Source organism: Nocardia rhizosphaerae (genome assembly GCF_042650365.1).
Lineage (GTDB): Bacteria > Actinomycetota > Actinomycetes > Mycobacteriales > Mycobacteriaceae > Nocardia > Nocardia rhizosphaerae.
In genome coordinates this window covers 58974-85289 of sequence record NZ_JBHSBA010000005.1, presented here as the reverse complement: position 1 = coordinate 85289, position 26316 = coordinate 58974, and the positions used below count along the sequence as shown (strand labels likewise).

General features: G+C 69.8%; 25 protein-coding genes. 6 read left to right on the top strand and 19 right to left on the bottom strand.

The window, feature by feature from the left end:
* The first annotated feature begins 50 nt into the window (after nt 1–50).
* Entirely contained in the window at nt 51–659 is a 609-nt protein-coding gene (locus tag ACFOW8_RS10085; RefSeq protein WP_378550675.1) for a lipase family protein, read from the top strand.
* A gap of 23 nt (nt 660–682) precedes the next feature.
* Here ACFOW8_RS10085 and ACFOW8_RS10080 read toward each other — a convergent pair whose 3' ends face one another.
* The 7 genes from ACFOW8_RS10080 to ACFOW8_RS10050 form a co-directional block, all read right to left on the bottom strand.
* A complete protein-coding gene (locus tag ACFOW8_RS10080) occupies nt 683–1483 on the bottom strand; it encodes a hypothetical protein (protein WP_378549061.1) in 801 nt (266 codons plus the stop codon).
* A 185-nt stretch (nt 1484–1668) separates the two neighbouring features.
* Nucleotides 1669–1872 (bottom strand): hypothetical protein, encoded by a 204-nt coding sequence (locus ACFOW8_RS10075; RefSeq protein WP_378549058.1) that lies wholly within the window; start codon nt 1870–1872, stop codon nt 1669–1671.
* Between the two features lie 329 nt (nt 1873–2201).
* Entirely contained in the window at nt 2202–2459 is a 258-nt protein-coding gene (locus ACFOW8_RS10070; RefSeq protein ID WP_378549055.1) for an HPr family phosphocarrier protein, read from the bottom strand.
* A 26-nt stretch (nt 2460–2485) separates the two neighbouring features.
* The gene (locus ACFOW8_RS10065; protein ID WP_378549052.1) at nt 2486–4843 is read right to left on the bottom strand and encodes a PTS fructose transporter subunit IIABC; all 2358 of its coding nucleotides are present in this window, start codon (nt 4841–4843) and stop codon (nt 2486–2488) included.
* A 277-nt stretch (nt 4844–5120) separates the two neighbouring features.
* On the bottom strand, nt 5121–6116 hold the full coding sequence (locus ACFOW8_RS10060) for a 1-phosphofructokinase family hexose kinase (protein ID WP_378549049.1): 996 nt from the start codon (nt 6114–6116) through the stop codon (nt 5121–5123).
* Nucleotides 6113–6880 (bottom strand): DeoR/GlpR family DNA-binding transcription regulator, encoded by a 768-nt coding sequence (locus ACFOW8_RS10055; protein WP_378549046.1) that lies wholly within the window; start codon nt 6878–6880, stop codon nt 6113–6115. Before ACFOW8_RS10055 ends, ACFOW8_RS10060 begins: the two co-directional genes overlap by 4 nt.
* A gap of 175 nt (nt 6881–7055) precedes the next feature.
* A complete protein-coding gene (locus tag ACFOW8_RS10050; protein ID WP_378549043.1) occupies nt 7056–7280 on the bottom strand; it encodes a hypothetical protein in 225 nt (74 codons plus the stop codon).
* A gap of 105 nt (nt 7281–7385) precedes the next feature.
* Here ACFOW8_RS10050 and ACFOW8_RS10045 point away from each other — a divergent pair, with 105 nt between their 5' ends.
* Both ACFOW8_RS10045 and ACFOW8_RS10040 read left to right on the top strand, forming a co-directional pair.
* The gene (locus ACFOW8_RS10045) at nt 7386–8561 is read left to right on the top strand and encodes an alpha-hydroxy-acid oxidizing protein (RefSeq protein ID WP_378549040.1); all 1176 of its coding nucleotides are present in this window, start codon (nt 7386–7388) and stop codon (nt 8559–8561) included.
* A gap of 137 nt (nt 8562–8698) precedes the next feature.
* Complete coding sequence (locus ACFOW8_RS10040; protein WP_378549037.1) at nt 8699–9463, top strand: DUF6319 family protein; 765 nt, start codon at nt 8699–8701, stop codon at nt 9461–9463.
* A gap of 3 nt (nt 9464–9466) precedes the next feature.
* Here ACFOW8_RS10040 and ACFOW8_RS10035 read toward each other — a convergent pair whose 3' ends face one another.
* Nucleotides 9467–10963 carry a diguanylate cyclase gene (locus tag ACFOW8_RS10035; RefSeq protein WP_378549034.1) on the bottom strand — a complete coding sequence of 499 codons (1497 nt, stop codon included), beginning with the start codon at nt 10961–10963 and terminating at the stop codon, nt 9467–9469.
* Nucleotides 10964–11156: 193 nt separating this feature from the next.
* On the opposite strand from ACFOW8_RS10035, the gene galK reads away from it, so the two are divergent.
* Nucleotides 11157–12278, top strand: coding sequence for a galactokinase (galK, locus tag ACFOW8_RS10030; RefSeq protein ID WP_378549031.1), 1122 nt, complete (start codon nt 11157–11159; stop codon nt 12276–12278).
* A gap of 285 nt (nt 12279–12563) precedes the next feature.
* On the opposite strand, the gene ACFOW8_RS10025 is transcribed toward galK, so the two are convergent.
* Both ACFOW8_RS10025 and ACFOW8_RS10020 read right to left on the bottom strand, forming a co-directional pair.
* Nucleotides 12564–14147, bottom strand: a complete 1584-nt coding sequence (locus ACFOW8_RS10025; RefSeq protein WP_378549029.1) for an alkaline phosphatase D family protein — start codon at nt 14145–14147, stop codon at nt 12564–12566.
* Between the two features lie 7 nt (nt 14148–14154).
* Nucleotides 14155–15624: a PepSY-associated TM helix domain-containing protein gene (locus ACFOW8_RS10020; RefSeq protein ID WP_378549026.1), complete on the bottom strand. Its 1470-nt coding sequence runs from the start codon at nt 15622–15624 to the stop codon at nt 14155–14157.
* A 730-nt stretch (nt 15625–16354) separates the two neighbouring features.
* Between ACFOW8_RS10020 and ACFOW8_RS10015 the strand changes: the two genes are divergently transcribed.
* Nucleotides 16355–16495 carry a hypothetical protein gene (locus ACFOW8_RS10015; protein WP_378549023.1) on the top strand — a complete coding sequence of 47 codons (141 nt, stop codon included), beginning with the start codon at nt 16355–16357 and terminating at the stop codon, nt 16493–16495.
* Here the strand turns inward: ACFOW8_RS10015 and ACFOW8_RS10010 are convergent.
* The 8 genes from ACFOW8_RS10010 to ACFOW8_RS09975 form a co-directional block, all read right to left on the bottom strand.
* Nucleotides 16485–17108 carry a hypothetical protein gene (locus tag ACFOW8_RS10010; RefSeq protein ID WP_378549020.1) on the bottom strand — a complete coding sequence of 208 codons (624 nt, stop codon included), beginning with the start codon at nt 17106–17108 and terminating at the stop codon, nt 16485–16487. The genes ACFOW8_RS10015 and ACFOW8_RS10010 overlap by 11 nt on opposite strands.
* 40 nt (nt 17109–17148) lie before the next feature.
* Nucleotides 17149–18807: an acyl-CoA synthetase gene (locus ACFOW8_RS10005; RefSeq protein ID WP_378549017.1), complete on the bottom strand. Its 1659-nt coding sequence runs from the start codon at nt 18805–18807 to the stop codon at nt 17149–17151.
* 104 nt (nt 18808–18911) lie between these two features.
* On the bottom strand, nt 18912–20537 hold the full coding sequence (locus ACFOW8_RS10000) for an acyl-CoA synthetase (RefSeq protein ID WP_378549014.1): 1626 nt from the start codon (nt 20535–20537) through the stop codon (nt 18912–18914).
* A 94-nt stretch (nt 20538–20631) separates the two neighbouring features.
* Nucleotides 20632–21132, bottom strand: a complete 501-nt coding sequence (locus ACFOW8_RS09995) for an ArsR/SmtB family transcription factor (protein ID WP_378549011.1) — start codon at nt 21130–21132, stop codon at nt 20632–20634.
* A gap of 172 nt (nt 21133–21304) precedes the next feature.
* Complete coding sequence (locus ACFOW8_RS09990) at nt 21305–21940, bottom strand: hypothetical protein (protein WP_378549008.1); 636 nt, start codon at nt 21938–21940, stop codon at nt 21305–21307.
* A 130-nt stretch (nt 21941–22070) separates the two neighbouring features.
* The gene (locus ACFOW8_RS09985; protein ID WP_378549006.1) at nt 22071–22448 is read right to left on the bottom strand and encodes a hypothetical protein; all 378 of its coding nucleotides are present in this window, start codon (nt 22446–22448) and stop codon (nt 22071–22073) included.
* Entirely contained in the window at nt 22445–22759 is a 315-nt protein-coding gene (locus ACFOW8_RS09980; RefSeq protein WP_378549003.1) for a type II toxin-antitoxin system Phd/YefM family antitoxin, read from the bottom strand. The genes ACFOW8_RS09985 and ACFOW8_RS09980 overlap by 4 nt, the downstream gene beginning before the upstream one ends.
* Nucleotides 22760–22797: 38 nt before the next feature.
* A complete protein-coding gene (locus ACFOW8_RS09975; protein ID WP_378549000.1) occupies nt 22798–23784 on the bottom strand; it encodes an AurF N-oxygenase family protein in 987 nt (328 codons plus the stop codon).
* Nucleotides 23785–24004: 220 nt separating this feature from the next.
* Here ACFOW8_RS09975 and ACFOW8_RS09970 point away from each other — a divergent pair, with 220 nt between their 5' ends.
* A complete protein-coding gene (locus tag ACFOW8_RS09970) occupies nt 24005–24967 on the top strand; it encodes a DUF5996 family protein (protein WP_378548997.1) in 963 nt (320 codons plus the stop codon).
* 66 nt (nt 24968–25033) lie between these two features.
* Here the strand turns inward: ACFOW8_RS09970 and ACFOW8_RS09965 are convergent, their stop codons facing one another.
* Nucleotides 25034–26251: an acyl-CoA dehydrogenase family protein gene (locus ACFOW8_RS09965; protein ID WP_378548994.1), complete on the bottom strand. Its 1218-nt coding sequence runs from the start codon at nt 26249–26251 to the stop codon at nt 25034–25036.
* Nucleotides 26252–26316: the final 65 nt, after the last annotated feature.

Sequence of the window (26316 nt, the reverse complement as noted above, 5' to 3'; positions counted from 1 at the left end):
CCGGAGAACTCTCCGGGGGCCTTTCGCATGCCTGGGGTAGCAGTCCTGCACTGACCATCGATGATGGGTGGCGCGATGTCGCCTGCGTCGGACTGGTTCTGTGCCGGGTCTACGGCTGCCGGCGGGTTCGGCTGGGCAGTGTCCAGAAACGTCGAGATCGATGGCCCGGATCGAGCGGGCTGCCGATCAACTCGCTCGGCGCCACCTGCACGCCCGGCTACGCCCTGGCGCACGGGCCACACCCGAAGTTCAACTCCGGTGACCTGTTCCCGCTGACGACCGCATGGGCGCTGAGCCGGGGACACGCGGTACTCGTGCCCGATCACGAAGGGCCGTTCATGGCGTACGCGGAACCGACGGTCGCCGGACATGCAGTGCTCGACGGCATCAGGGCGGTGCGCGACCTCGACCCGGATATGTTCGGGCGCAGCCGCTTCGCCGTCGCGGGCTATTCGGGCGGCGCGATCGCCGCCTACGGCGCCGCTGTGCTGCAACCCGAGTACGCGCCCGATCTCGCCGATGCCGTCGCCGGTGTCGCCATGGGCGGATTGATCAGTGACTACCCCGCCATTGCCCGGCGCTTCAACGGCAGCGTCGCCTCCGGCATCCTGATGGCCGCGCGCTTCGCGGGTGTCACGGCGCCCACCGCATGCCCATGACCCGGCACCGGTGGCGTCGATGCTCACCCAGCGCTGCGCCGGAGCACCGCCTCGAAGCCCTCGGTGGTGCGCAGGGTGAACTCACCGGTGTTCGATGTCGCGACCACATTGGCGCCGCGGTCGGCGCCGGTGATGCGCTCGACCACGGTCCGCAGGCCGGGGGAGAGCGCGTCCCACTGCTCCTGCGTGGCGTGCAGCAGACCGTGATAGGTGCGTGGTGTGTCGGACAAGCCCTCGGGTTGCCAGCCGAAACGCGGGGTGCTCGCCAGGAACAGTGACAGCTCGGTGCAGGAACCACCGGCTGTACACACGCGCACCGGCATCGAATCGTCGGCGTAGTCGTAGTCGCGCAGGGCCATCGTCGAGCCCGCCTGATCGCGGTAGTCGTAGTGCACGCCGGTCGGGCCGACCATCGTCGAGGTCGGCATGTCGTCGGGACGGTTGTCCAGAAGATCGGTCGTCAGCGGGCGGTCCATGGCGGTGAACGACCACTCGCCCGCGTCGACGGGCTTGTGCCAGAAGCTGGTCCGGCCGTCTTCGCGGCCCTCGATCCGCAGTTCGCGCCGGTCGGACCGGCCACCGGTGGTGTGGATGCTGATGGTGGACGTGATCTCCCCGGGAACCTTGGGCTGGCGAACCCACGACGGCGGCGGCAGGTGGATGCCGGTGTACTGCGGGAAGAACGGGCGGAGGAACTCGAACTGGCCCACCCAGGCGTCGAAGTTCGTCGGTGCCTCGGCCAGCTCGGTGTCCTCGCCGTAGGTGTAGGAGAAGAACAGGGTGTCGGCGCCGGAGATGTCGAAATCCCACAGCCGGGTGTACATGTCGCCGAATTCGTTGATCAGGAACGTCGTCTACCCCGACGCGCTCAGATTGATCGCCTGGAATCGCCCGTCGAGCGGACCGGGCAGCTCGTAGCTGTAGTCGTCGGCGAATCCGGGTTGTTCGCGCGCAGTGGATCGCTGCCGGGCAGCCAGGGGTCGAGGATGACGATCCGGTCGCCCTCGGGCTAGAGCACGTACACCGTGGTGACGCCCGCGCCGCCTACCTGCTGCTGCTTGCCTGCCGAATCGGTCCAGAACCCTTGCTGCTGGAACGGGTCAGCTCCACGTACTCCGGGTCGAGCCAGGACAGGCTCCACGCCCGCGACGCGGGCCTGACCTGGCTGCCGGTCGGGTCGAGCCAGATCGGCGACCCGAAACGCGCCGTCCACCACCACAGTTCCGGTGTCTGGTCGGCGAGGTCGACGGGTGAACACACCCCGTCGGCACGAGCATGCTCGGCGGGGGTCGAGGCGAGGGAAGACGCGCGACCGGCGCGGAACGAGGGAACGGTACCAGCCGTCGGTGTCGACGCGGTGCTCGTCGGCGCCGTGTCCGGTCGGGTGCGCGCCCCGCGGTCGTCTGCTCGGTCGTTGGGCCGCAGGCGCGTTCTCGTTGTGCGGCGCGGACCGTTCGCGAGGTACCTCGTGCGGGTTCCGGCTCGCTGCGCGCCGACGGGTCGGTGAACCAGAGGTTCACCGACCCGTCGAGCGGCTGGAGCTCAGGCGTCGAGGTCGCTGGCGACCATTTCGGCGATCTTGTCCAGGGTGGGCTGGTCGTCGCTGGCGATGACGACTTCGGTGCCCTGGCCCGCGCCGAGGGTCATGATCATCAGGGCCGAGCCGGCGTCGACGGGGTCGCCGCCGCTGAGCGCGATGGTGACGGGGACGCCTGCGGCGCCGACCGCTTCGGCGATCAGGGCGGCGGGGCGGGCATGCAGGCCGACCGAGGAGCCGACGGTGACGGTGGTGCTTGGCATGGGATCTCTCCTTGTTGTGCGGGCGATTACGCGGTGGTCAGGACGAGGGCTTCGGTCTGCTTGCGGGTGAACTCCTTGGCGAGGGTGACGCTGAGCGCGGCGACCACGGTGCCTGCCAGCAGGGACAGGAAGAACCAGGCGAAGTGCCCGATCGCGAAGAAGACGAAGAACCCGCCGTGCGGTGCGCTCAGGGTGACATCGGTGGCCATCACCAGACCGCCGGTCACCGCACCGCCGAGCATCATCGACGGCAGCACCCGCAGTGGGTCGGCAGCGGCGAACGGGATCGCGCCCTCGGAGATGAACGAGGCGCCGAGCAGCCAGGCGGCCTTGCCATTCTCCCGTTCGGCCTCGGTGTAGAGGCGCGGGCGCAGCATCGTCGACAGTGCCATGGCCAGCGGCGGCACCATCCCCGCCGCCATGACCGCGGCCATGATCCGCAGCGTCGCGATATCGGTCACCGACAGGCCTGCCGCGGCGAAGGAGTACGCGGCCTTGTTGACCGGACCACCGAGGTCGAAGCACATCATCACCCCGAGGATGACACCGAGCGCGATCGCGGAGGTGCCGGACAGGCCGTTGAGCCAGTTGGTGAGTCCGCTGGTCACGGCGGCGAGCGGCTTGCCGAGCAGCACGAACATCGCCACGCCGACGATCAGCGAGGCCAGCAGCGGGATCACGACCACCGGCATCAGTCCGCGCGCCCACACCGGCACCGGCAGCCGCGACACCCACAGTGCCGCGAACCCGCCGACCAGACCGCCGACCAGGCCGCCGAGGAAGCCTGCACCGACGAACACCGCGATCGCACCGGCCGTGAAGCCCGGTGCCAGACCGGGCCGGTCGGCGATCGCGAAGGCGATATATCCGGCCAGCGCCGGGACGAGGAAGCTGAAGGCGAGCGAACCGATCTGGAACAGCACCGCGCCGAAGTAGGTGGCCAGCCCGCCGTCGGGCAGGTCGGTGATCGAGTTGTTCAGCACGATGTCCTTCGCGCTGTCGGCGATCTCGTAACCGCCGAGCAGGAAGCTCAGTGCGATCAGCAGACCGCCCGCCGCGACGAACGGGATCATGTAGCTCACGCCGGTGAGCAGGATCTGGCGCAGCCGCGTGCCCCAGCCGATGCCCTTGGTCGTGGCCTGCGACGGCGCCGGTGCCGCGCCGCCGACCGTGGCAGCGCCCGGGGTGGTGCTCGCGGTGACCGCTTCGGCGATCATGGTGTCGGGCTCGCTGATCGCCCGCTTCACCCCGGACTCGACAACCGGTTTCCCGGCGAATCTGCCCCGGTCCTTCACCCCGACATCGGTGGCGAAGATGACCGCGTCGGCGGCGGCGATCACGGCCGGATCGAGCGTGTCGCCACCGCTGGAGCCCTGGGTCTCGACGGCCACCTCGACGCCGGCGCGTTCACCGGCGGCGACCAGGGAGTCGGCGGCCATGTAGGTGTGGGCGATGCCGGTGGGGCAGGCCGTGACGGCGACGATCTTGCGTCGGCCGGGCTCGGCGGGTTGTGTCCGGTCGGCCGCGGGGGCACCGGTGGTCGCCGCGCCGCTGGCGGTACCTGCTTCGGTCCCGCTGTCGGTGGCAGTCGCGGCGTCGGCCGACGCCCCCATCCCGGCACCGGCCGCCTGACTCGCCGCGCCGGCTCCCAGGCCGCTCGCGCCCGCTGCCGCTGCACTCACGCCACCTGGTGCGGCGGCGTTCGCACCAGCAGTCCCCGCTGCGCTCACGCCCGCTGCGCCCTCGCGCGCTGTTGATTCAGCGGCACCAGTACCGGCGCCCGCACTGCTGACACCAGCCGCACCTGCTGTGCCCGCGTCACCCGTAGCGGCACCTGCTGTATCTGCGGTACCGGTGGGGGCACCTGCTGTACCTGCACCACCCGAAGTGCCTGCGGATCCCGCCGCCGAGCCACCCGCACCCGCAGCGGGCGGATTGATCACCCCGTCGACCAGCGCGACGACCTCGGCGGGTGTGGCGGCCGAGCGCAGGTCGCCGACGAAGGCCGGTCGCACCAGCGCCCTGGCGAGCGAGGAGAGCAGCTTCATGTGCTCGGCACCGGCCCCCTCCGGCGCGGCGATGAGGAATACCAGGTCGGCGGGCCCGTCGGGAGCGCCGAAGTCGACCTTGGGAGCGAGCCGGGCGAAGGCCAGCGAGGCCGAGGTGACGGCGGCGGATCGGCAGTGCGGGATGGCGATACCACCGGGCAGCCCGGTGGCCGACTGGGCTTCGCGGTCGAGCGCGGCCCTGGTCACCCCGGCGGCGTCGGACGCGCGTCCCGCGGTCGCGAGAGTGCCCGCGAGCGCGGTGATCACGGCGTCCTTGTCGGCGCCGAGGTCGGCGTCGAGGGTGATCAGGTCGGTGGTGATGATCGAATCGGCCATCGTGGTGTCTTTCGGGAGAGGGGGTGGAGCGGGCGGAGGGGAAGTCAGTTCGTCGGCACGGGTGGCTTGGCGTTTGCATGCGGATCGGTGGCGGTCCTGCCGAGTTGGGTGGCGCGGTCGCCCCACCTCGGTGTCGACGATGCGGACCTCGGTGTGCGGCGTGGATCGGTGGTACGCACGGTAGGGCCGCGGCGGCTGCCCGGTTCGGTGGAATTCCGGGCGGGGAGCGGCAGACGCGGGCCGTGCTCGGCGATATGCCCTTTGCGGGCACTGACACTCATGCCGGAGCCGATGGTCGGTCGACGGCTGGACGCAGTGGGTGGGCGTGCACCGCGTCGAGTGCGAGATCGGCCGGGCCGGGCAGACCGGTGCCGGGGAGTGCGGTGGCGGCGCTGCCGTAGGCGACCGCGGTGCGCAGACGGTCGGCGGGCGCGGCGCCTGCGAGGTCGGCGAGGAGGTAGCCCGCCAGCGCCGAATCGCCCGCGCCCACCGTGCTGCGCGGCACGATCGGTGGTGCCGCGGCGAACCAGGCGTCCTCGGCGGTCACCAGTACCGCACCCGCGGCGCCGAGGGTGGCCAGCACCGCGCCGACCCCGCGGTCGAGCAGCGTCGCCGCCGCGGCGGCCGCGGCGCCGGGTTCCGCCAGCGTGACCGGGTCCGAGCCGGTGAGCTGGGCGAGTTCGTCGGAGTTCGGTTTGATGAGATCCGGTGCGGCGCTGTCGCTCTCGGCGAACAGTGCCAGCAGTGGCGCGTCGGAGGTGTCGACCGCGATGCGGGTGCGGCGCTCGCCGTTCGCCGCGGCGCCGAGTGGTACCAGGGTGGCGACGAGCTGGGCGTACCAGTCGACCGGCGCCCCCGGCGGCAGCGACCCGGACAGCACGATCCACGACGCCTCCGCCGCGAGTTCCACCAGCAGTGCGGTGAGCTCGGTCAGATCGCGCCCGGTGAGCGGACGGCCCGGCTCGTTGATCTTCGTTGTGGTGCCGTCGGTTTCGGCGATGGTGAGATTGGTCCGCGGCGTGCCAGGCACCGGCACCGACCGATACTCGATCCTGGCCGCGCGCAGCCCGCCCACCACCGGGTCGTCCTCGGCGCCTGGCAGCACAGCCAGCGTCGGTGATCCGCCCGCGGCCACGACGCGGGCGACGTTCACGCCCTTGCCGCCCGGATGGGACGTGACCCCGGAGGCACGGTGCACCTGTCCGCGGCGCAACGGTTCGGTGAGGGTGACCGTGCGGTCCACGCTCGGATTGGCGGTCAGTGTGACGATCATGCGAGCACGACCTCGATTCCTGTGGCGGCCAGGTCCGCGCGGGCGGAGGCCGGAATGTCGGTATCGGTGACCAGGACATCGATGTCGCCGGTGCTGCCGAAGCGGACGAAGTCCTCGCGGCCGATCTTGTCGGAGTCGGCGACGACGACCACGCGGTCGGCGGCGGCGATCATCGCGCGCTTGACGGCCGCCTCTTCCGGGTCAGGCGTCGACAGGCCGTGCCGGACGGTCAGCGCGTTGGTGCCGATGAACGCGACATCGACCCGTAGTTCGCCGAGCAGCCGCAACGTTTCGGCACCGACGGCGGCCTGGGTGACGCCGCGGACCCGGCCGCCGAGCAGGTGCACCCGCACCCCGGCCAAGCCGGTGAGCCTGGTGGCGATGGGCAGCGAATGGGTGACGGCGACGAGTTCGAGCTCGGTCGGCAGTGCCGCGACCATCCTGGCGGTGGTGGTGCCTGCGTCGAACAGCACGCTGCCGCCTGCGCGCGGCAGGAAGCGCAGGCCTTGCGCGGCGATGCGGTCCTTCTCGGCGGCGCGGGTGTTGTCGCGCTCGGCGGTGCCGAGTTCGATCGTGGTGAGCGCGCCGGAACCGACCGCGCCGCCGTGCACCCGCCGGATCAGCCCGAGGCGGTCGAGCACCGCGAGATCGCGCCGCACGGTCTCGGTGGTGACGCCGTACCGGTCGGCCAGTTCGGTGACGGACACGCGCCCGCGATGCCCCACCATCGTGGCGATGGCCTGCTGACGTTCCTCGGCGTACATCGGTCCTCCGGCTCCACGGAATCTTTATTTATGTTGTTTTATGCCCGTTCGTGTTGGTTTGTCAATGGGTTTTCGTGAGCCGAGTCACAATCGTTGTCGTCGACTATGGACCGCGGACACGCGAAAGCGGACGCCGTCGACGACGGCGCCCGGAATAGGGGTGATCAGAGCCGGATCAGTCGGTGCCCAGGTCGGCGGTGAGTGGATCGCGCAGCGCGCCCTCGGCGGCCCGTAGTCGGTCGGTGACCGAGGTGAGCAGATCCATCGAATCCTGCGAAAGGCCGCAGGCGAGCAGCGTGAGATAGCGGACGGCCGCGCAGGTGATGCGCTGCGCGAGAAGCACGTCCGGGTCGGCGGGTGCGGCCGAGTGTTCGACGAGGGTCACGACAGGGGCACTCACAATCTCGGAACGTGCTGGGAGGGAACGCTGTCTACTCCGTAGTATGACGCACCTTACATCGCCCCTGCGGCGAGTCGGCCCAACCGCGCGTGCGAGAGTTCAGCCATGAGTCAGTTCGCCGACTATCAGAACGAGATCTACCTGGCCGCACTGGGTGGCGTGCAGCCCGAGTTTCCCATGGACTACGCCGCGCTGGAGCGCAAGGCCACCGCGGCACTGCCGGACTCGCTGCTGAACTACATCGCCGGTGGGGCGGGCGACGAGCTCACCCAGCGCCGCAACGTCGAGGCCTTCGCCGACTGGGGGCTGGTGCCGAGGATGCTGGTCGGCGCCACCGAGCGCGACCTCACCGTCACCGCCTTCGGGCACACCTTCGCCAGCCCGTTGTTCCTGGCTCCGGTCGGGGTGATCGGGCTGGTCGGCGAGAACGGGCACGGCGATATCGCGGTGGCGCAGGCATCGGCGAAAACCGGTGTGCCCGCGATGTTCTCGACGCTGATGGAGGACCCGCTCGAGGACGTGCGCCCGCACGCGGGCGACACCCCGGCGTTCTTCCAGCTCTACACCCCGAAGAACCGGGAGCTGGCCGAGAGCCTGGTGCGCCGGGCCGAGGCGGCGGGTTACGCAGGCATCACCGTCACCCTCGACACCTGGGTCCCCGGCTGGCGTCCCCGCGACCTGGCCTCCGGCAACTTCCCGCAGCTGCGCGGACATGTGCTGAAGAACTACACCAGCGACCCGGTCTTCCAGGCGATGGTCGGTTCCGACGATCCGAAGCTGATCGTCCTGCATTGGATCGCGACCTTCGGCAACTCCCTGACCTGGGACGATCTCACCTGGCTCCGTTCGCTGACCGATCTGCCGATCATCCTGAAGGGCATCTCCCATCCGGAGGATGCGCGCAAGGCGATCGACTACGGCGCCGACGGCATCTACTGCTCCAACCACGGTGGGCGTCAGGCCAACGGTGGGCTCAGCGCGCTGGAGACGCTGCCCGCAGTCGTGGCCGCCTGTGACGATCGAGTACCTGTGCTGTTCGACTCCGGGGTGCGCTCCGGTGCCGATGTGGTGAAGGCGCTCGGGCTCGGCGCGAGCATGGTCGGGCTCGGCAGGCCGTACGTGTACGGGCTGGCCCTTGGCGGAGTGCGCGGGCTGGTGCACGTGCTGCGCAGCTACGCGGCCGAAGCCGATCTGCTGATGGCGGTCAACGGCTATCCCGACGTGGCCGCGGTACGCGCCAACATCCGGCCGACCACCCGCGGCAACGCCACTACGCACTGATCGGCGGGGGCCGGGAAACCCGTCACCGAACGGGTTTTCGGGCCGCTCCGGTGGGCTCGACTCCGAACGTGTCGGTGGCGTGCGGCATCATCGCAGGCACAGCACGCCGCACACGCACCAACCCTTCGGAGTTCACGATGTCCTCGCCGAGCACCAAGTCCGCATCCCGCCGATCAGCAACGCCGGAACTGTCCGAGGCCGAGCTCGCGCGCATCGCCGACGAGCTCGCCGCGGGCAAACCGCCGATGGTCTGGTTCACCGCCGCTGCCGTCGGTGTCGCCGAAGGCAAGTCGGGCAAGGTCGTCGCCATCGGCGACCCGGCCGACGGCGACTTCCTGCAGGTCCGGCCCACCGGGTCCAAGGACGTGCTGTCGTTCGGTCCGAGTGAGGTGACCCTCACCAAGCCCGCCCGCGCGACTACCGTAGCGCCGGGCGGTTCCACGCGGACCCGCCCCGAGCCAGTGCCAGAGCCGAGCAAACGAAAGGACCACACCGTGACCCAGCCGTCGACCCAGCCGAGCGCGGCGACCCCGCCGCCGGCGCCGCGGTCGCCCGCGCCCGTTCCCGACGAGCAGGCCGCCGCGCCCAAACCCGCGTCACCGCGTCCGGCCAAGACCACGGCGGCCCGCAAGCCGAAGGCGCCGGAGGTCACCGTCACGCTCACCGGCACCGCCGACGGCGAATGGACCGTCGACGTGGTCAACGGCAAGAAGCGCAGTGTGAAGGGGCTCGCGGTGAGCAGCGGCGCGGTCGCCCAGGCCGCCAAGATCCTGCACCCGGAGGTCGAGGAGGTCGTCGCCGGAATCCTGGAGGCGGCGCGTGGTGTGCAACAGGCCAAGGTGGCCCAGTTGCAGGCCGAACTGGAGGCGGCCAAAAGGCTGTTAGCCGAACTGGGGGAGTAGCGCTCATACCGCCGTGCTCGTCGGTTCGCCGGTGCTGCGCAGCCCGCGGCGGGTGCTCTGCCGCAGCTCGTCGTGGAAGGCGAGGCCGAGGCGGTATTCCTTCGCGTGATACATCGCCGCGTCGGCGTCGCGGAGCAGGTCGTAGACGGTGGAGTTCGTCGGCCTCGTGCTCAGACATGCGACGCCGATGCTCGCGGTGATCGGGATTTCGCCGCAGCTCAGGTCGAAGGGGCGGATGAACGCGCCGAGCAGTTGCTGGGCGAGGATCGCGGCCTCCGGGCGGGATCTGGCGGCGAGCACGACGAATTCGTCGCCGCCGTAGCGGGCCGTGATCTCGGTGCGGCGGGTGGCGCGGCGGATGCGGGCCGCGGCGGCGGCGATGAGTTCGTCACCGACGGCGTGGCCGTAGCTGTCGTTCACCATCTTGAAACCGTCGAGGTCGATGAACAACAGGCACAACGGTTTTCCCGCCCACTCGTGCCGGTGCCGGTGTGGTGCGCGCAGCAGTGCCGAGCGGTTGTACAGGCCGGTGAGCAGATCGTGGTCGGCCTGGTATTTGGCGCGGCGTTCGCTGCGCAGGCTGCGGGCGATGGCGCGCTCGCTGCGCACGAGCACGCCGACCAGCAGCAGCGTCAGCAGCAAACAGATCACGATCCGGTCGCCGGTGCCTAGATCGGCGCCGACCGCGCTGGCCAGTGAGGCCGCCACCAGCGCCACCGCGATCACTCCGGCCCGGCGCCGGGAACGGTGCGGGTGTACATCGCCGGTCTCGTGCAGCGCGGCCATCGTCGGATGCAGCGCGGCGGCGCCTGCCAGCAGATACGCCAACTGTTGCGGCACCAGCGCGAACTGGCCGATGCTGAGAGTTCCCGTGGCGGTGAGACTTTCGAGCACAGCCCCGATCAGCACCAGGGTCAGTGCCGCCTGCAGCAGGCGCAAGGCGACCTCGGTGCGGACCACGGTGGCCAGCGAGTGCGCGAGCACGGTCAGCAGGAGCGCGTCGATCACCGGGTAGGTCGCCGCGGGCATGATGTCCATGCCGAGGTGGCCGCGCAGGATCGGCGAGATGAGGAAGGTCCAGGCGGCCAGCAGCGCGCTGAGCCCGATCAGCGTGGAGTCCAGCCACAGGTCACGACCGCCGCCGAGTCTGCGCGGCCGCAGCCAGCACACCGCGGCCAGGCCGAGGCACAGGTAGGCCGCGAGGGTGCACGCGTCGTCGACCGGGTGCCAGGCCGGATGCGGACCGAGCTCGCGCATCGCCGTGCCCGCGGCGAACAGGGGGACCGAAGTGGACAGCAGATACCAAGGCAGCCGATGCGCGGGGCGGTACCGGTACAGCCCGTACCCGATCATTGCCAGGCTGCCCGCGACGATCACGATCAGCAGCAGCAACGACAGCGACCGCACTCCGAACAGCGGTGCGACCAGGACGGCAGCGGCGGCGCCGAGCAGCACCGCGAACCAGTGGCGGTTCCGGTGTCGTGTCTGGTCGGTGGTCATCGTCCCCCTCGATCCGCTGCGCTCGCGCCGAGCGCCGATCGAACGTGGAGACGCTCAAACCCTTTACAACTCAGTCGATCATGACACGTTCGGTGGCGCGGTGTCGTGCGCTCGGGGCAATTTCCGGATACCGATTCGATACCTTTCACGCGCACCGGCTGTGCTGGGATCGACACAGCGAAAGGAGGTAGCGGTGGACAGGTGGATCGCGCCGGGCCGGGTGAACCTCATCGGCGAGCACACCGACTACAACGCCGGATTCGTGCTGCCTATCGCCCTGTCGCTCGGCGTGGTGTGCGCCGCCGAGCGTACCGGTGACGGGCTGGTGCGGCTGCGCTCGGCGCAGCGGCCCGGCGAACCGGTCGAGGTAGCCGTCGGTGAGCTCGCCGCGCGGCGAGCCACGGTGCCGCGGTGGGCGCGCTATCCGCTGGGGGTGGTGCACGAGTTCGTGCGTGGCGGCCATCCGGTCGACGGGCTGCGGCTCGCGATCGACGGTGCGGTGCCGCTCGGCGCGGGTCTGTCCTCGTCGGCTGCGCTGTGTTGCGCGGTGACGGTGGCGCTGCGCGACCTGTGCGCGCCCACGCTCACCCCCGACGACCTGGTCGGGATCGCCTGGGCGGCGGAGAACGGATTCGCCGGGGTGCCCACCGGTGTCCTCGATCAGTCGGCGTCCATCCGGTGTACGGCCGGGCACGCACTATTCCTGGACGTGCGCGCCTACACCGCCCCGGGTGGACCGGAACCCGGTGCCGCCGAGCAGATTCCGTTCGACCCCGCCGCGGCGGGACTCGCGCTACTCGTCGCCGATACCGGTCATCCGCACGATCTGGCCGACGGCGGCTACGCCGAGCGCAGGGCACAGTGCGAGGCAGCGGCGCGCGCACTGGATGTGGCCGCGCTGCGTGATGTCACCGACACCGACCTGCCACGGCTCGCCGATCCGGTACTGCGCCGCCGCGCCACCCACGTGGTCACCGAGAACGCCAGGGTCGTCGCGGCCGCCGACCTGCTGCGCTCCGGCGCCGACCCCCGCACCCTCGGGGCGCTGCTCTCCGCCTCACACCGCTCTCTTCGCACCGAGTTCGAGGTCTCGGCACCCGCGCTCGATCTCGCGGTCGATGCCGCGCTCGACGCGGGCGCGCACGGGGCGCGGATGGTCGGCGGCGGTTTCGGCGGCAGCGTGCTCGCGCTGGTCGACCGCGCCGACACCGCTGCGGTGACCGCGCGGATCGAGCGAAGGTTCGCGGCCGCCGGACACGCGAGGCCGCGGATCTTCACCGTCGAACCGGCGGCCGGAGCGCGGCGATTGCGCTGACCGAGGACCGTCGGAGCCGCGCGACGCGCCCGCGCCTGTGTCGGGCACCGGGATCCAGCGACTTCCGCCCGGCCGACGCAGTGCTACCGCCTTCGCCCGCTACGGTCCGTTGCACTGCGGTCTCGGCGTCATCGGTCTATGTCTTGCGCGCGGGGTCGTCACCACACGCCACCGGGATCGCGGCCGTCGGACTCGTGGCGATCCGAGGCATCGACGCAGGTGAGCGTCGGCTCGGGTGGGGATGGCCCGCACGGTGCGGCGGTCTCGCCGCGGTGATCGGCGTCGCTAGTCCTCGGCGGCGCCCGGAATACCATCCCGCACGACGAAACTCGCGCGGGTACTGATCGGCGCGCCGGGCCTGGTCACATAGGGGACGACGCGAAAGTCGTTGCGCCACTGTTCGTGATCGAGTTCCACCCTGGCGTAGCCGCGTTGGCGGTTGTAGAACTTCAGGTCGGGGTTGGCGGCGAGCAGAGTGCGTCCGGTGTCGGTGAGGTCGGCGCCGTCGCCGCCTGTCGAGATCGATGTGCCGATGAATTCTGTTGCTACCACCGGTGACTCGGGGTCCTGGTAGTCGCGGCGCAGATCGGCCACGCAGTTCTCGTGCCGGTCGCCGGTGATCACCACCAGATTGCCCGCCGCGCGCTCGGCGGTGGCGCCGAGCACCGTGTTGCGGTCGGCGATGTAGCCGTCCCAGGCGTCGGTGCCGAGCAGCTGCCCGGGACTCGGGTCGTAGTCGGACTCCGCCATCGCGACCTGATTGCCGAGTACCTGCCAGCGCGCGGGCGAGCCGGCGAGGCCGTCGACGAGCCAGTCCCGTTGCGCCGCACCGAGGATCGTGCGATCGGTGGCGTAGCGCTCGGCGCAGTCGGTGACCGCGCTGCCGTCGGAACAGGCCTGTGGCGAGCGGTACTGCCTGGTGTCGATCATGGTGAACTCGGCCAGGTCGCCGAACCGGTAGCGACGGTGCAGGTGCACCGATGGGCCGACCGGCAGCTGAGCAAGGCGCATCGGTTGATGTTCGTACATGGCCTGGAAGGCAGCGGCTTTGCGGCGCCGGAACAGCGGTGGCAGCCGGTACACGTCGAAGCCGAGTCCCGGTTGTTCGCCCGCCCAGTTGTTGTCGAGCTCGTGATCGTCGAAGGTGACCAGCCAGGGGAACCCGGCATGCGCGGCCTGTAACGGCGCCTCACCCTTGGCCTGGGCATAGCGCAGCCGGTAACCTGCCAGGTCGACCGCCTCGGAGTCGAAGGGCGGCGGTGGCGGGGCCGCGCCCCTGCGGGCGAGCACCCAGGACGATTCGTAGATGTAGTCGCCCAGATGCACCACCAGGTCGAGGTCCTCGGCGCTCAGATGCTCATAGGCGGTGTAGTAGCCCGAACTCCAGGACTGGCAGGACGCGAAGGCGAACCGCATCCGCGCGGTCGGGCTGCCCGCGGCGGGCGCGGTGCGGGTGCGGCCGACGGGTGAGAGCGCCGAGCCGGCCCGGAACCGGTAGTAGTACCACCGGTCCGGTGCCAGCCCGGATACCTCGGGGTGCACGCTGTGCCCGAGCGCCCGCGTCGCGAGCGCCGACCCCCTGGCGACGACCTCGGTGAACCGTTCGTCTTCGGCGACCTGGTAGTCGACAGTCACCGGGTCGATCGGCATGCCGCCGTAGCCGTCGGGTGCCAGCGGATCGGGTGCCAGCCTGGTCCACAGCACCACACCGTCGGCGGTCGGTTCCCCGGAAGCCACGCCGAGGGAGAACGGTTCGCCGAGCGTGCGCGGCGCGGCGAAGCGCGCGCTGCTCGCCGCCGACACTCCGACCGCCGCCGCGACCGTTCCGGTCAGGCTGTAGCGCAGGAGTTGCCGACGGGACAGCGTCATGAGTGCATTAGACCGGATTCTTCGCGCGCGCCGCCAACCCGAGCGCCACATCCACGAGCAGGAAGCCGAGCAGACTCAGCCCGAGCAGCGGCAGGAACCAGCCGACCAGCAGCGCCGCGGCCACCAGCGGAACGGTGATCCACGGCGAGGTCCGCCGCAGCACGCCGCGCCGCGGCGGGGCGCCGACCGCGAACCCGCTGTTCTTGCGGGTCGGCCGCCGCTGCCACCACATCAGGTACCCGAGCACGATCAGCGCACACAGGCCGAGTGCCACCGCGAGCAGCAGCAGCTGGTTCGGCAGCCCGAACATCAGGCCCATGTGGAAGGCGATGCCCCAGTTGGTGAGCTTGGCCATCAGCGGCCAGTCGGCGAAGGCGAGCGAATCGGTGACCGTGGCGCTCGCACCGTCGATCGCGACCGAGTCGATCGAGTATGTGCCCGGCTTGCGCAGCTCCTTGACGCCGAACGCCTGCTCCGGCGTCGCGGGGATCGCGATCTCGGCGGCCTGGGTGATGCCGTTGGCCCGCGCGGTCTCCCAGACGCCGTCGAGCTGGGCGATGCGGGCGTCCTGGTCGACCGGCGCCGGTGCCACGTGACCGGCGCTGTGGTGGTCGCTGCCCGCCGCCTGTGCGGGTTCGGCCGCACCGGGCAGGGTGACGCTCACCGAGGGTGTCGTCCAGTTCAGTTCCTTGCGGACCGCGGAGATGTTCTCGCCCGCGTAGGTCGACCAGGTGGCGCCGGTCACCGACAGCAGCAGCGCCACCGGCAGGATCCAGACGCCGATCGCACCGTGCCAGTTCAGCTTGCGCCGCTTCGGCTCGGACAGGTCGGGCCGCAGCAGCCACTGCGCCGACCGCTTGGCCCGGCGCTTGCGCACCCGATGCACCCACAGGACCAGGCCGAACAGCGCGATCACCCACAGCCAGGAGGCCGCGAGCTCGCTGTAGAGCCTGCCGAAGTCACCCAGGTGCAGGCTGCGATGGAACTCGCTGATCCAGGCGCGCAGCGGCAGGGCGCCGCCGCTGCCGTAGACCACCGCTTCGCCGACGGGCTGGGCGGTGTGCGGGTCGACGAACACCGAAAGGCGCTCGGAATCGCCGAGTACCGGGTCGTTGAACAGCACCCGGGTGGTCTCCCCGTCGCTGCCGGCGGGCGCGACCGCGACGAGGGTGAGCTCGGGCTTGGTGGCGACAGCGGCGTCGACCTGCGCCTTCAGCGTCTGCTCCGGCCCGCTGGTGTCCACCCGGAGCAGGTCGCGGGAGACGAAGCCCTCGATGGTCGGTGCCATCGCGTACAGCGCGCCGGTGAGCGCGGCGATCAGGATGAACGGGGCGACGAAGATCCCCGCGTAGAAATGCAGGCGCATGGCCAGCGGGTAGAGCCGCGCACCTCGGCGCGCGGCGGGCCGGGGACGGTCCCCGGGATCGGTGGATGCCGAGATCGGTTCCTCGGCGGAACGGGTTTCCGTGATGCTCATGATGATTCGTTTCTGCAGATCGGAACCCCGGTGCGCGCGAATGCGCGGGCGATCGTCTACACCGTCCTCCGTGCCAGGCGTGCCAGGCGTGCCAGGCGTGCCAGGCGTGCCAGGCGTGCCAGGCGTGCCAGGCGTGCCGGCCGTGCTGGCGTGCCAGGCGTGCCGACCATGCCAGCCGTGCCGAACCGCGAGCCGAGTGGCCGCGCGCCTTGGCTAGTCGAGCGACGTGCCTCGGCGGGCGCAGTGTGGTGGCGGGCGCGGTGCGTTGGCGGGCGCCGTGCCTAGGCGGGCGCCGTGCCTCGGCTAGCGCCGTCCGTTGGCGAGCGCGGTGGCTTGGCGGGTGCCGTGCCTCGGCTGGCGCGGTGCCTGCTGGTGCCGTGCGTTGCCGGGCGCGGGTGCCGTGCCTTGGCTGGCGCGGTGCCTGGCGAGCGCCGTGCCTTGCCGGGCGCGGTGCCTGGCCGAGCGTCGTGACCAGTGCGGCGAGCAGTGTGCGCCGGGTCAGCGAACCACCGAGCCGGGCGCTGTGCCCGCCGCAGTGCCAACGCTTGCAGGCCGCCGTTGGGCGATGGTGCCCTGCCGGATACCGGCCCTCAGCGGCTGCAGCCACGGTCGGTGGGCGCTCTGTCCAGCACGTGACGGACGGACGTCACCGCAGCCTTGCCGACGAACTCCCGGCCGACGGCGCTGTGCGCCGCGGCTGGTCGAGCGATTGGCCTGGCGCAGTGGCGTCGTGCCGACTCGTGCCGTACAGCTGACACTCGCGCCGACTGACGACGGTGCCGTGCAGCCCGCCGCGACCGGCGATGCCGCCGCGAGCACGAGTGCGCGCGGCGGTCATCCGACCGCACTGCGTGGGCAGATCAGCCCGTGACGTGGTACGGAGGAACGGGTGCACAACGATTGGTGCACCGGGTGGGAAAGGGTCGGAACGGTATCGCGAGCGGCGGGCCCCTGGTGCGTGGCGACCACGCGGCGAGGATCCGCAGGATGACGCGGTCACGGTGGGCCAGGCGCAATGGCGCCGGATCGGGTATGCGCGGTGCGCGATAGCGCAGCGGCAGCATCCGCCCGAGTGCGGCGGCACCGATCCGGTAGGCCGCCTCGACACCGACGATGAGCACGGCGGCGACGACCGCGGCGACGAGGTGGGCGCAGAGCATGCCGAGGCCGAGCGAGTCGGCCGCGTGATGGGCGTGCCCGGACCAGCTCATTGTGGTGTGCCCGAGCAACTGCCCGCCGAGCAGGACCGCAACCAGGCCGACCGCACCCGAGCGCAGCGGGCCGATCCCGGCCACCAGCGCACCGACCGCCGCCGACACCACACCGAGCAGGGCCACCGTGGTGCTGCCCGGCAGCGCGCCGCCGGAAGCCAGCCCGTGCGCGGCCAACGACAGCGCCCCCGACATCGAGCCCGCGCAGGCGCCACGCAGTCGCGCGCCGATGGCACGGGACGGCGCGGGCGCCGCGGCGAACTCGATGATCACCGGCTGATGATAGACGACCGTACGGAACGCCCGTCCGGCATCAACCCTCCTGGACGTCCATCTCCATCAGTGGCTTGCGCAGCAGCTTGCCGGTGGCGTTGCGCGGCAGCTCGTCGAGGAAGATCACCTCGCGCGGCACCTTGTACCTGGCCAGGTTCTCCCGCACGAAGTCCTTGATCTCCTGCGCGTCGCGCGCCGAGTCGGGACCTGGCACGACGATGGCACGCAGTCGCTTGCCGTAGTCGCGATCGTCCACGCCGACCACGGCCGCCTCGAACACGTCGGGCCTGCCCGCGATCAGGTTCTCCACCTCGAGCGGGAAGACGTTCTCGCCACCGGAGACGATCATGTCGTCGTCGCGGCCGTCGATGTAGAGCAGCCCGTCGGCATCGAAATGGCCGACGTCACCGCTGGACATCATGCCGTCGACCATCTCCTTGGTCCGGCCGTCGGTGTAGCCGGTGAACGCGAAACCGTTGTCGACGAAGATGGTTCCGGTGACGTTCGGTTCCGTGATCGGCTTGCGGTCGGCGTCGAGCAGCACGATCCTGATGCCGACCGGCGGTTTTCCCGCCGTCGTCGGCGCCTTGCGCAGATCCGCCGGGGTCGCCACCGTCATCACGGCGCATTCGGTGGAGCCGTACAGGTTGTAGAGGCTGTCGCCGAAGTAGTCCAGCGTGCGGGTCACCACGTCGGGCGCGATGGCCGAGCCCGCCGCGAAGATCACCTTGATGGTCTTCGGGTCGTACTTCGCCAGGATTCCCGCGTCGAGATCGAGGATGCGTTGCAGCATCGTCGGTACCACCACCAGCGAATCCGCCTGGTACTCGGCGATATTGGCGAGGGTGCGCTCCGGGTCGAAGCGCCGCTGCTGGAAGATCACCCGATTGCCGAGGGCGAGGCCGAGGGTGAACTGCGAAAGTCCGGTGCCGTGGAAGATCGGCGCGGCCATGATCATGGTGCCGTTGTTGGGCAGCGGCACCCGGTCGACGAACTGGGCCGAGGCGAACGGGCTCACCTTGTCGCGCGGGGCGCCCTTCGGGGTTCCGGTGGTGCCGCTGGTGAGGATCACCATGCCGCCCGGCTTGGCGGGCGGGGTCAGCGGCGCCACCGAACGGCCCGCGATCAGCGAGTCTACGGTCGGGATCGACGGGTCGACGTCGTCGGCGGCATCGACCCAGGTGAGCACCCGCGGGATCTCGGCGGGGATGGCGCTCATCAGGTCGACGAACTCGCTGTCGTGCAGCACTGCCTTGACCTGCTCGCGCGCGGCCACGTCGGCGAACTGCGGCTTGGCGAAGCCGGTGTTCATCAGGACCGCGCGCACCCCCAGCTTGCCGGCGGCCAGCAGGCTCAGCACCATGCCACGGTGATCGCGGGCCAGCACGGCGATCACATCCCCCTCGGCGATCCCGTTCGCCCGCAGGCCACGGGCCAGCGCGGTGGACTGTTCGTCGAGCATCCCGAAGGTCAGCTCGCCCCGCTCGTCGACGATCGCGCCCGCGTCGGGCCTGGTCTGTGCGGCGTGCATGACCACGCCGGCGAACGGACCGAATTTCGACACATTGCGGAACGAGCGGGCGGCGTGATCGAGGCGCAGCGGATTGAACAGCTTGCGATCCATCATCACCTTGACGCCGAGCGCGAAATCACCGGCGCGCCGGGCCGTGCCACCGATCGCGGGCAGGGAAAGAGACATCGAACAGCCTTCCGGCAGACCGATCCCACGGCGAGGCGCGGGGCCGGACCGCGTCATCGAGATCCAGTGCTGGTGCTAACAATAGCAAGCATCGGTGTCGGTGATCACTGTGAAACCTCATAGTCCACGAGCACGCGGCGCAGGATCTTGCCGGTCGCGTTGCGCGGCAGCTCCTCGAGGAACACCACCTCGCGCGGCACCTTGTACCTGGCCAGATTCTCCTTGACGTGAGCCTGGATCGTGGCGGCGTCGGTGCTGTGTCCCGCTTCGAGCACCACGAAGGCGCGCAGCCGTTTGCCGAATTCCACATCGTCGACGCCGACGACGGCCACATCGAAGACATCGGGCCGCTCCACCAGCAGGTTCTCCACTTCCTGCGGGAACACGTTCTCACCGCCGGAGACGATCATGTCGTCGTCGCGCCCGTCGACCATGAGCAGTCCCGACGCGGTGAAGTGCCCCATGTCGCCACTGGACATGAAACCGTCGATGATCTGCTTGTTCCTGCCGTCGGTGTACCCCTCGAACGGCGCGCCGCTGCGCACGAAGATCCGGCCGGGGGTCTCCGGTGTCTGCACCCGCTGGTCGTTGTCGTCATAGAGGCGGACCTCGCAGGTGATCGGGGAGCGGCCGCAGGTGCCCGGCGCTTCGGCCAGCTCGGCCGGATTCGCGATGGTCGCGATGGCCACCTCGGTGGAGCCGTAGAGGTTGTAGAGCACCGGCCCGAAGACCTCGGTGGCGCGCACGCACAGCTCCGGCGAGAGCGCCGAACCGGCGAACAGGATCACCTTCAGCGAGGAGGTGTCGTATTTGGCGCGCACCTCATCGGGGAGTTCGGTGAGCCGGTGCAGCATGGTCGGCACGCACACGAGCATCTCCACTTTGTGCTCGGCGATGGCGGCCAAGGTGGCCTCGGCGTCGAAGCGGCGACGCATCACGATCTTGTTCGACAGGATGGTGCCGACCAGCCAGGTGCCGAGGCCGGTGCTGTGGAAGATCGGCGAGACGATCATCATGGTGCCGCGCTTCGGGAAGGGCACCCGGTCGACGAACTGGGCGGTCGCCATCGGAGTCACCTTGGTGCGCGGCGCGCCCTTGGGCAGCCCGGTGGTGCCGCTGGTGAGGATGATGAAGCCGCCCGGCTTGCTCGGCGCGGGCAGCGGCTCGGTGGAGTTGCCCGCGATGAGATCGTCGAAGGTCGTCGCGCCCTCGGGCAATTCGGCCCCCTCGTCGACCCAGGTGAGGAAACGCGGCAGGTCGGCGGGCAGCGCGTCGAGCAGTCCGATGAACTCGCTGTCGTGCAGCACGGCGCGCACCTTCTCGCGCTGGCACACCTCGGCGAACTGTGGCTTGGCGAAGCCGGTGTTCATCAGCGCGATCCGCGCACCCAGCTTGCCCGCCGCGATCATCGACATGATGAGCCCGCGATGGTCGCGGGCCAGCACGGCGATCACCATGCCCTCGCCGATGCCCGCGTCGTGCAGGCCGCGGGCGATCGCGGTGGACTGCTCGTCGAGTTCGCGATAGGTGAGTTCGCCGCGCTCGTCGGCCAGGGCGACCTGCTCGGGGGCGACGCGGGCGGAATGCCGGACCAGGGTGGCCTGCGGGCCGTAGATCTTGGATTCCTTCATCGTCCGCAGGGTTTCGAGCGGCTTGGTGGGATCGGTGACCCCGCGCGAACGCAGCACCCCGAGTGCCTTCACGGTTTCGAGCAGATGAGACACGTTCACTCGGCTACCTCCAGCGCAGTGATATCTGACGCCAACGGTAGCAGTAGGTGTGCACTACATCACAGTATTGAAGCGGCAAATTCGGGCAAATGCCCTATCGCTGCGCGCTGGCCAGGGCGGCGAGCAACGGGATGAGCCGGTTCTCCGGCACCTCGAACCGGCCGCGGCCCGCGGTCTGCAGCCAGCCGACCGCCGCCAGCTGGCGCAGGTGCTGGTAGATGTCGGCCGAGGAGCCGAGCTCGGAGATGGCGGCCAGATCGGCGGCGGTACGGCGCCCGTAGACGATCTCGCGCAGCAGCCGCAGGCGGACCGGATCGGCGAGGGCGGCAAGACAATTGGCGACCTCGGTGGTCCACTCCTCGCCGACGATGGTGTCGATCGGGAACTGGGCCTGCCAATCGAACCGCTCGCCGGTCGGCAGGTGTAGCGCCCCCGCCATCAGTACTCCGCCGTTGCGCACCGCGGCATCGTCGAACTCCTGCCGTAGCCGCGCCACCGCCCAGGGCAGTTGCTGCCCGTCAGCACCGTCGGCGCGGGAGTCCTCCAGGGCGGCAACCCGCCGTTCCAATTCTTCGAGTCGGTCGACCAGATCCACGCGGCCAACCTACGCCACGGCGGCCCCTTGGTGTGGCGGCACGGCGGGCCGGAAACGAACGCGCGTCCCGGAATCGGAGTGATTCCGGGACGCGGCGAACGGTGTGCCTGATAGTGCTGCGTGCGTAGCACTCATCAGACCGCGCATGGCCGGAGCGAAGGCGGAGGTACGCCTAGCGCGTGACGGCGCCGAAGGACGGCTGCTGGATGCGGCCGAGCTGGTAGGCGTAGCCGTCGGGGTGCTGTTCGGAGACCGGCACCTGCCAGCGGTGCCACAGGCTGCCGTAGACCGCGGCCACGATCAGGCCACCGCCGGTGTTCAGCGGCGCGGACCGGATGGTGGTGTCGACCGGGACGTCCTGGTGCTCGTTCAGTACAGCGGTGCCGCTCTGGCCGTTGGACAGGTTCAGCCACATGACCTCGAGCTTGGCCTCGCCCTGGTTCGGGGAGATGGTGCCAGGCCCGCCGAAGAAGCCCATCCGGAAGCCGTCGATGTCGAGCGCGATGCCGGAGCCGTAGACGCCGGGGCCGCCGCCGTTCTGGCCGATATCGGAGGTCGCCGGGATCTGGAACGGCTGGGCGGGCAGCGCCACATCGACCGTGCCCTGCTCGACCAGCTGGTCGAGGGCGGCCAACGCCCCCGGGTTGTCGGCGACCGTGGTGCGCAGCTGCGAGACGGCGGCGGCCACGTCGACCGTGGTCTGCGGTGCCGGGTCGGCGACAGCGGGGGCCGCGAAGACGATGGCGACGGCGGCCGAGGTGGCGGCTACCGCGGTGGTGAGGCGACGCGTGAAACTCAGATGATGCATAACCAGCTCTCCTCGAGTGTTCCTGGTACTGCTTTTCCCTGGTGATTCGTTCGCTCCGGAACCGGCCGGTCGGCGCCGCGAAGATCGATCGCATGGCCGTCGGCCTGCTGTGCACGGTAACCCACCGGCCTCACGGCATCGGCGCGACCTGCACTTTGTAGCCGCGATACAGCTCCGGCTTGGCGGTGAGCACCGGCATATCGAGGTTCTGCGCGGTGAAGACGACGGGCGCGATCAGCGGCCACTCGGTGTGGTCGTCGGCCATCGGGATGGAGGTGCCGGTGCGGATCGCGGTGGCGGCGTCCAGCTCGGCCCAGCGCACGGCGACGCGATTGTCGAGCAGCCGCCCGAGTTCGTCGATGTTGTCGACCGCGCGCATGGCGGCCATCAGGCTCACCGTCGGCACCACCATGATCCGGCGCTGCTGGGTGAACTGGCGCATGATCACCTGCCCGAACAGCGGGGACATGGCCAGCGAGGTGAGGGCGGTGTGGTCGGCGACGCTCACCGGCCGCTCGCGCCCGAGCCGTCCAGTGCGCTCATGAGTTTGTCCAGCTTGGCTTCCGCGTCGGCGATCTCGGCGGCGGTGTGCGTCTTGATCCGGTCGTCGAGTCCGCCGAGGATCTGCTGACGCAGATCGTCGTTGAAGTACGCCGGGGGCAACGCCCCATGCCGCAATACCTCCGCGGGTACCACCGCGACCAGCTCCTTCCCCTCCCGCGTCACGATCACCGGCCGTCCGCTCGCGGACACCCCGTCCAGCACACTGCCGAGCTGACCTCGTAATTCGGTCAGCGGCACCGTCTCGTAATCGGCCATATCCCACTGTACATCGGGGTGTACACCGCGGGGAGGGGTCAGGCGGCCTTGCGGGCGGGCTCGCTGCGGTAGCGGGTGACCGGCCCGTCGATGCCGAGCAGCCGCCAGGTGAGCTTGGCGACCGGGTTCATCAGGCCGCTGTTGGTGGCCAGCGCCCGCACGTCGCCGAAGATATTGCGCATGGTGGTCTGCGATTCCGCACCGCTCCAGTACGCCTCGCGCATCACCTCGGCCGGAATGCCGAACTTGTCCACGAATTCCTTCGGCGGAGTCATGATCATGTCGAGCATGACCCGCATGGCGATCGGGAAGGCCACCGACAGAACGGCTTTCGTCACCGGGTTCATGCCGGGGACATTGCGGCGCAGGTATTCGTGGGCGAAGGAGATGTGCCGCGCTTCCTCGGCCACATGGATCTGCATCACCCGGTTCACCATCGGATGCAGATCCACACCCCCGCGCAACAGCGACTTCTGCAGATGATCGATCGGCTCCTCCCCACCGAGGATCATCGTGAAGAACAACTCGGGGAAATACTTCACCGCAGGCCAGATGGCCATCGTCAGCTTGCGATCGATGGAACCCATCCCCACCACATCGCGATACCCGATCCGGTTGATCATCTCCTGGAACATCATCGTGTGATTGCACTCTTCGGCCGCCTCGTGGGTGACATACCGGAACTCCGGATCACCGTTGGGCACCGAGATCAGATACTGCATCAACCCCCGGATCAGCAGCTGCTCGAAATCCAGCCCGACCTTCGCGATCCCGGCCTGACGCCACATCCCCATCGCGATCCGCTTCTCCACCGGCTGCGCCTTGTACCAGGGGTGGCGGCCCAGCGGGTCCTCATCGGGCATGATCCAGCGCGGATCATCGGAATGCACCGCGAACTCCGGCGAATCCCAATCGATATCGACATACGGATCGAAATGCCGGTTCACCGAACCGTCGGACAGGTTGCGCAGGATCTCGTGGTACTCGGGATCGGTCGCGGTGTTCTTGGGGGCGGTTGACAGCATCGGTGATGTCTCCTTCGTGGTGGCGCAGGTCTCACTTTATATGGGACTCTGAGTCCCATGCAACAGGGTGTGCCGCGATCGGTACCTGCCGGGGCCCGGCCTGCGCCGACGTACCATGGGATGTCGCGAGAAGTGCCGGACGGTTGACCAGTCAGCCAGCGCACCTGGCTGTGAACGGGCGGACCCACCGCGGTCGCGCACCGAGAGAGCGAGGAATCCGATGGCCCGCTTGACCCCCGCCAAGGCCGAATGGCCTGCCCTGCGCGTCGATTCGTGGTCCGAGACCCGTGACACGCTGCATATGTGGACCCAGATCGTCGGCAAGCTGAAGCTGGCGGGCACACCGCTGGTGAACCACTGGTGGAACGTCACCTTCGCGGTGAACGCGCGTGGGCTGAGCACGGGTGCCATCCCGGTCGACGGGCGCCTGCTCGACGTCGAGTTCGACTTCGTCGACCACGAACTCGTCCTGCGTACCAGTGATGCCCGGCGCGCGAGTGTCGCCCTGCGCCCGCGCACGGTCGCCGACTTCTTCGCCGAGGTGGGTCAGGTGCTCGGCCGGCTCGATATCGCCCTCGATATCGACGCATCACCGAACGAGGTCGACCCGGCGATCCCGTTCGCCGAGGACACCACCCACCGGTCCTACGACGGCACCGCCGTCACCACGTTCTGGCGCCAGCTGGTCCAGATCGAGCGGGTCTTCCAGCTCTGGCGCGCCGGCTTCGCGGGCAAGACCAGCCCCGTCCACGTCTTCTGGGGCGCGCTCGACCTCGCCTGCACCCGCTTCTCCGGCCGCACCGCCCCGCTCCACCCCGGCGGTGCCCCGAACTGCGCGGACTGGGTTATGGAGGAAGGGTATTCGCGCGAGTGCGCCAGCGCGGGCTTCTGGCCCGGCGGCACCGAAGGCATGTTCTACGCCTACACCTACCCCGCCCCCGATGGTTACCCCGACCGCCCCGCGGGCCCCGACGGCGCCCACTGGGACCCCGCCCTCGGCGAATTCGTCCTCCCCTACGAGGTCGTCCGCGAGAGCGCCGACCCCGACGCCACCCTCCTGCACTTCCTCGACACCACCTACGCCGCGGCCGCCGACCTCGCGAACTGGGACCGCCCCCTCCTCGACATCGACCCCCACCGCCTCGACCGCCACCTCCACACCGACAACACCACGACGCTGTAGGCCGAAGACGCGAAAACCGGTGCGAGCCAGGATGGCTCGCACCGGTTCTGCCGAACAGGTCTCAGCTCACTTCAGCTCGGCGCTGGTCTTGCCGAGGACCCGGCGAGCCACGATCAGCTGCTGGATCTGCTGGGTGCCTTCGAAGATGTCGAGGATCTTCGAGTCGCGGCCCCACTTCTCCAGAAGCAGGCGCTGGGAGTAGCCGACGGTGCCTGCCAGCTCGACGGCCTTGAGGGTGACGTCGGTGCCGGTGCGGCCCGCCTTGGCCTTGGACATGGAAGCCTCGAGCGAGTTGGGCTTCTTGTTGTCGGCCATCCAGGCCGCACGCAGCGACAGCAGGTAGGCCGACTCGTAATCGGCTTCCAGGCGCAGGAATTCGGCGGCGGCGGCGCTCTGGTTCATCGCGGGGGTGTCGTAGGAGATCTCGACACCGGCCTCGGTGAGGATGGTGCGCAGTTCCTCGAGCGCGGCACGCGCGACGCCGACCGCCATCGCGGCCACCAGTGGGCGGGTGTTGTCGAAGGTCTGCATGACCCCGGCGAAACCCTTCTCCACGTTGACTTCCGGCGAGCCGAGGATGTTGTCGGCCGGGATGCGGCAGTCCTGCAGTAGCAGCACGGCGGTGTCGGAGGCCTTGATGCCGAGCTTGTGCTCGAGCCGCGCCACCGAAAGGCCGGGAGCGTCGCGGGGAACGACGAACGACTTGATCGCCGCGCGGCCGAGGCTCTTGTCGACGGTCGCCCACACCACGATATGGGTGGAGCGCTCACCGGCGGTGACGAAGATCTTCTCGCCGTTGAGCACCCACTCGTCGCCGTCGAGCACGGCGGTGGTGGTGACGGCCGCCGAGTCGGACCCGAAGGAGGGCTCGGTGATGGCCATCGACGCCCACACCTTGCCGAACCGGGCCAGCTGCTCGTCGGTGGCGACCGCGGCGATCGCTGCGTTACCGAGGCCCTGGTAGGGGATGGTCAGCATCAGGCCGACATCGCCCCACGAGGTCTCCAGCGCGTTGAGCAGCGCGGACATATTGCCGCCGTTGGCATTGGCGAGGATATCGGTGTCGCCGGCCTCGTCGTTGCGGCCGCCTGCGGCGCCGCCGATCTTCTGGGTACCGGAGTCGGCCAGGCCCTCCACCATGGCGGCCATGGTGTCGAGCTCGACCGGGTACTCGTGCTCGGCGAGGTCGTACTTGCGGGAGATGGGGCGGAAGATCTGCGCGGCGACCTGGTGGGCCTGGTTCGCGCTCGCCTTCAGCTTCTTGGGGAGTTCGAGGTTGATCATGTTCAAGTCTCCTGGGGGGAGTTGGCCGTTCGCGGCCCGCCTTGATTCTGGACTGACGGAGCGAT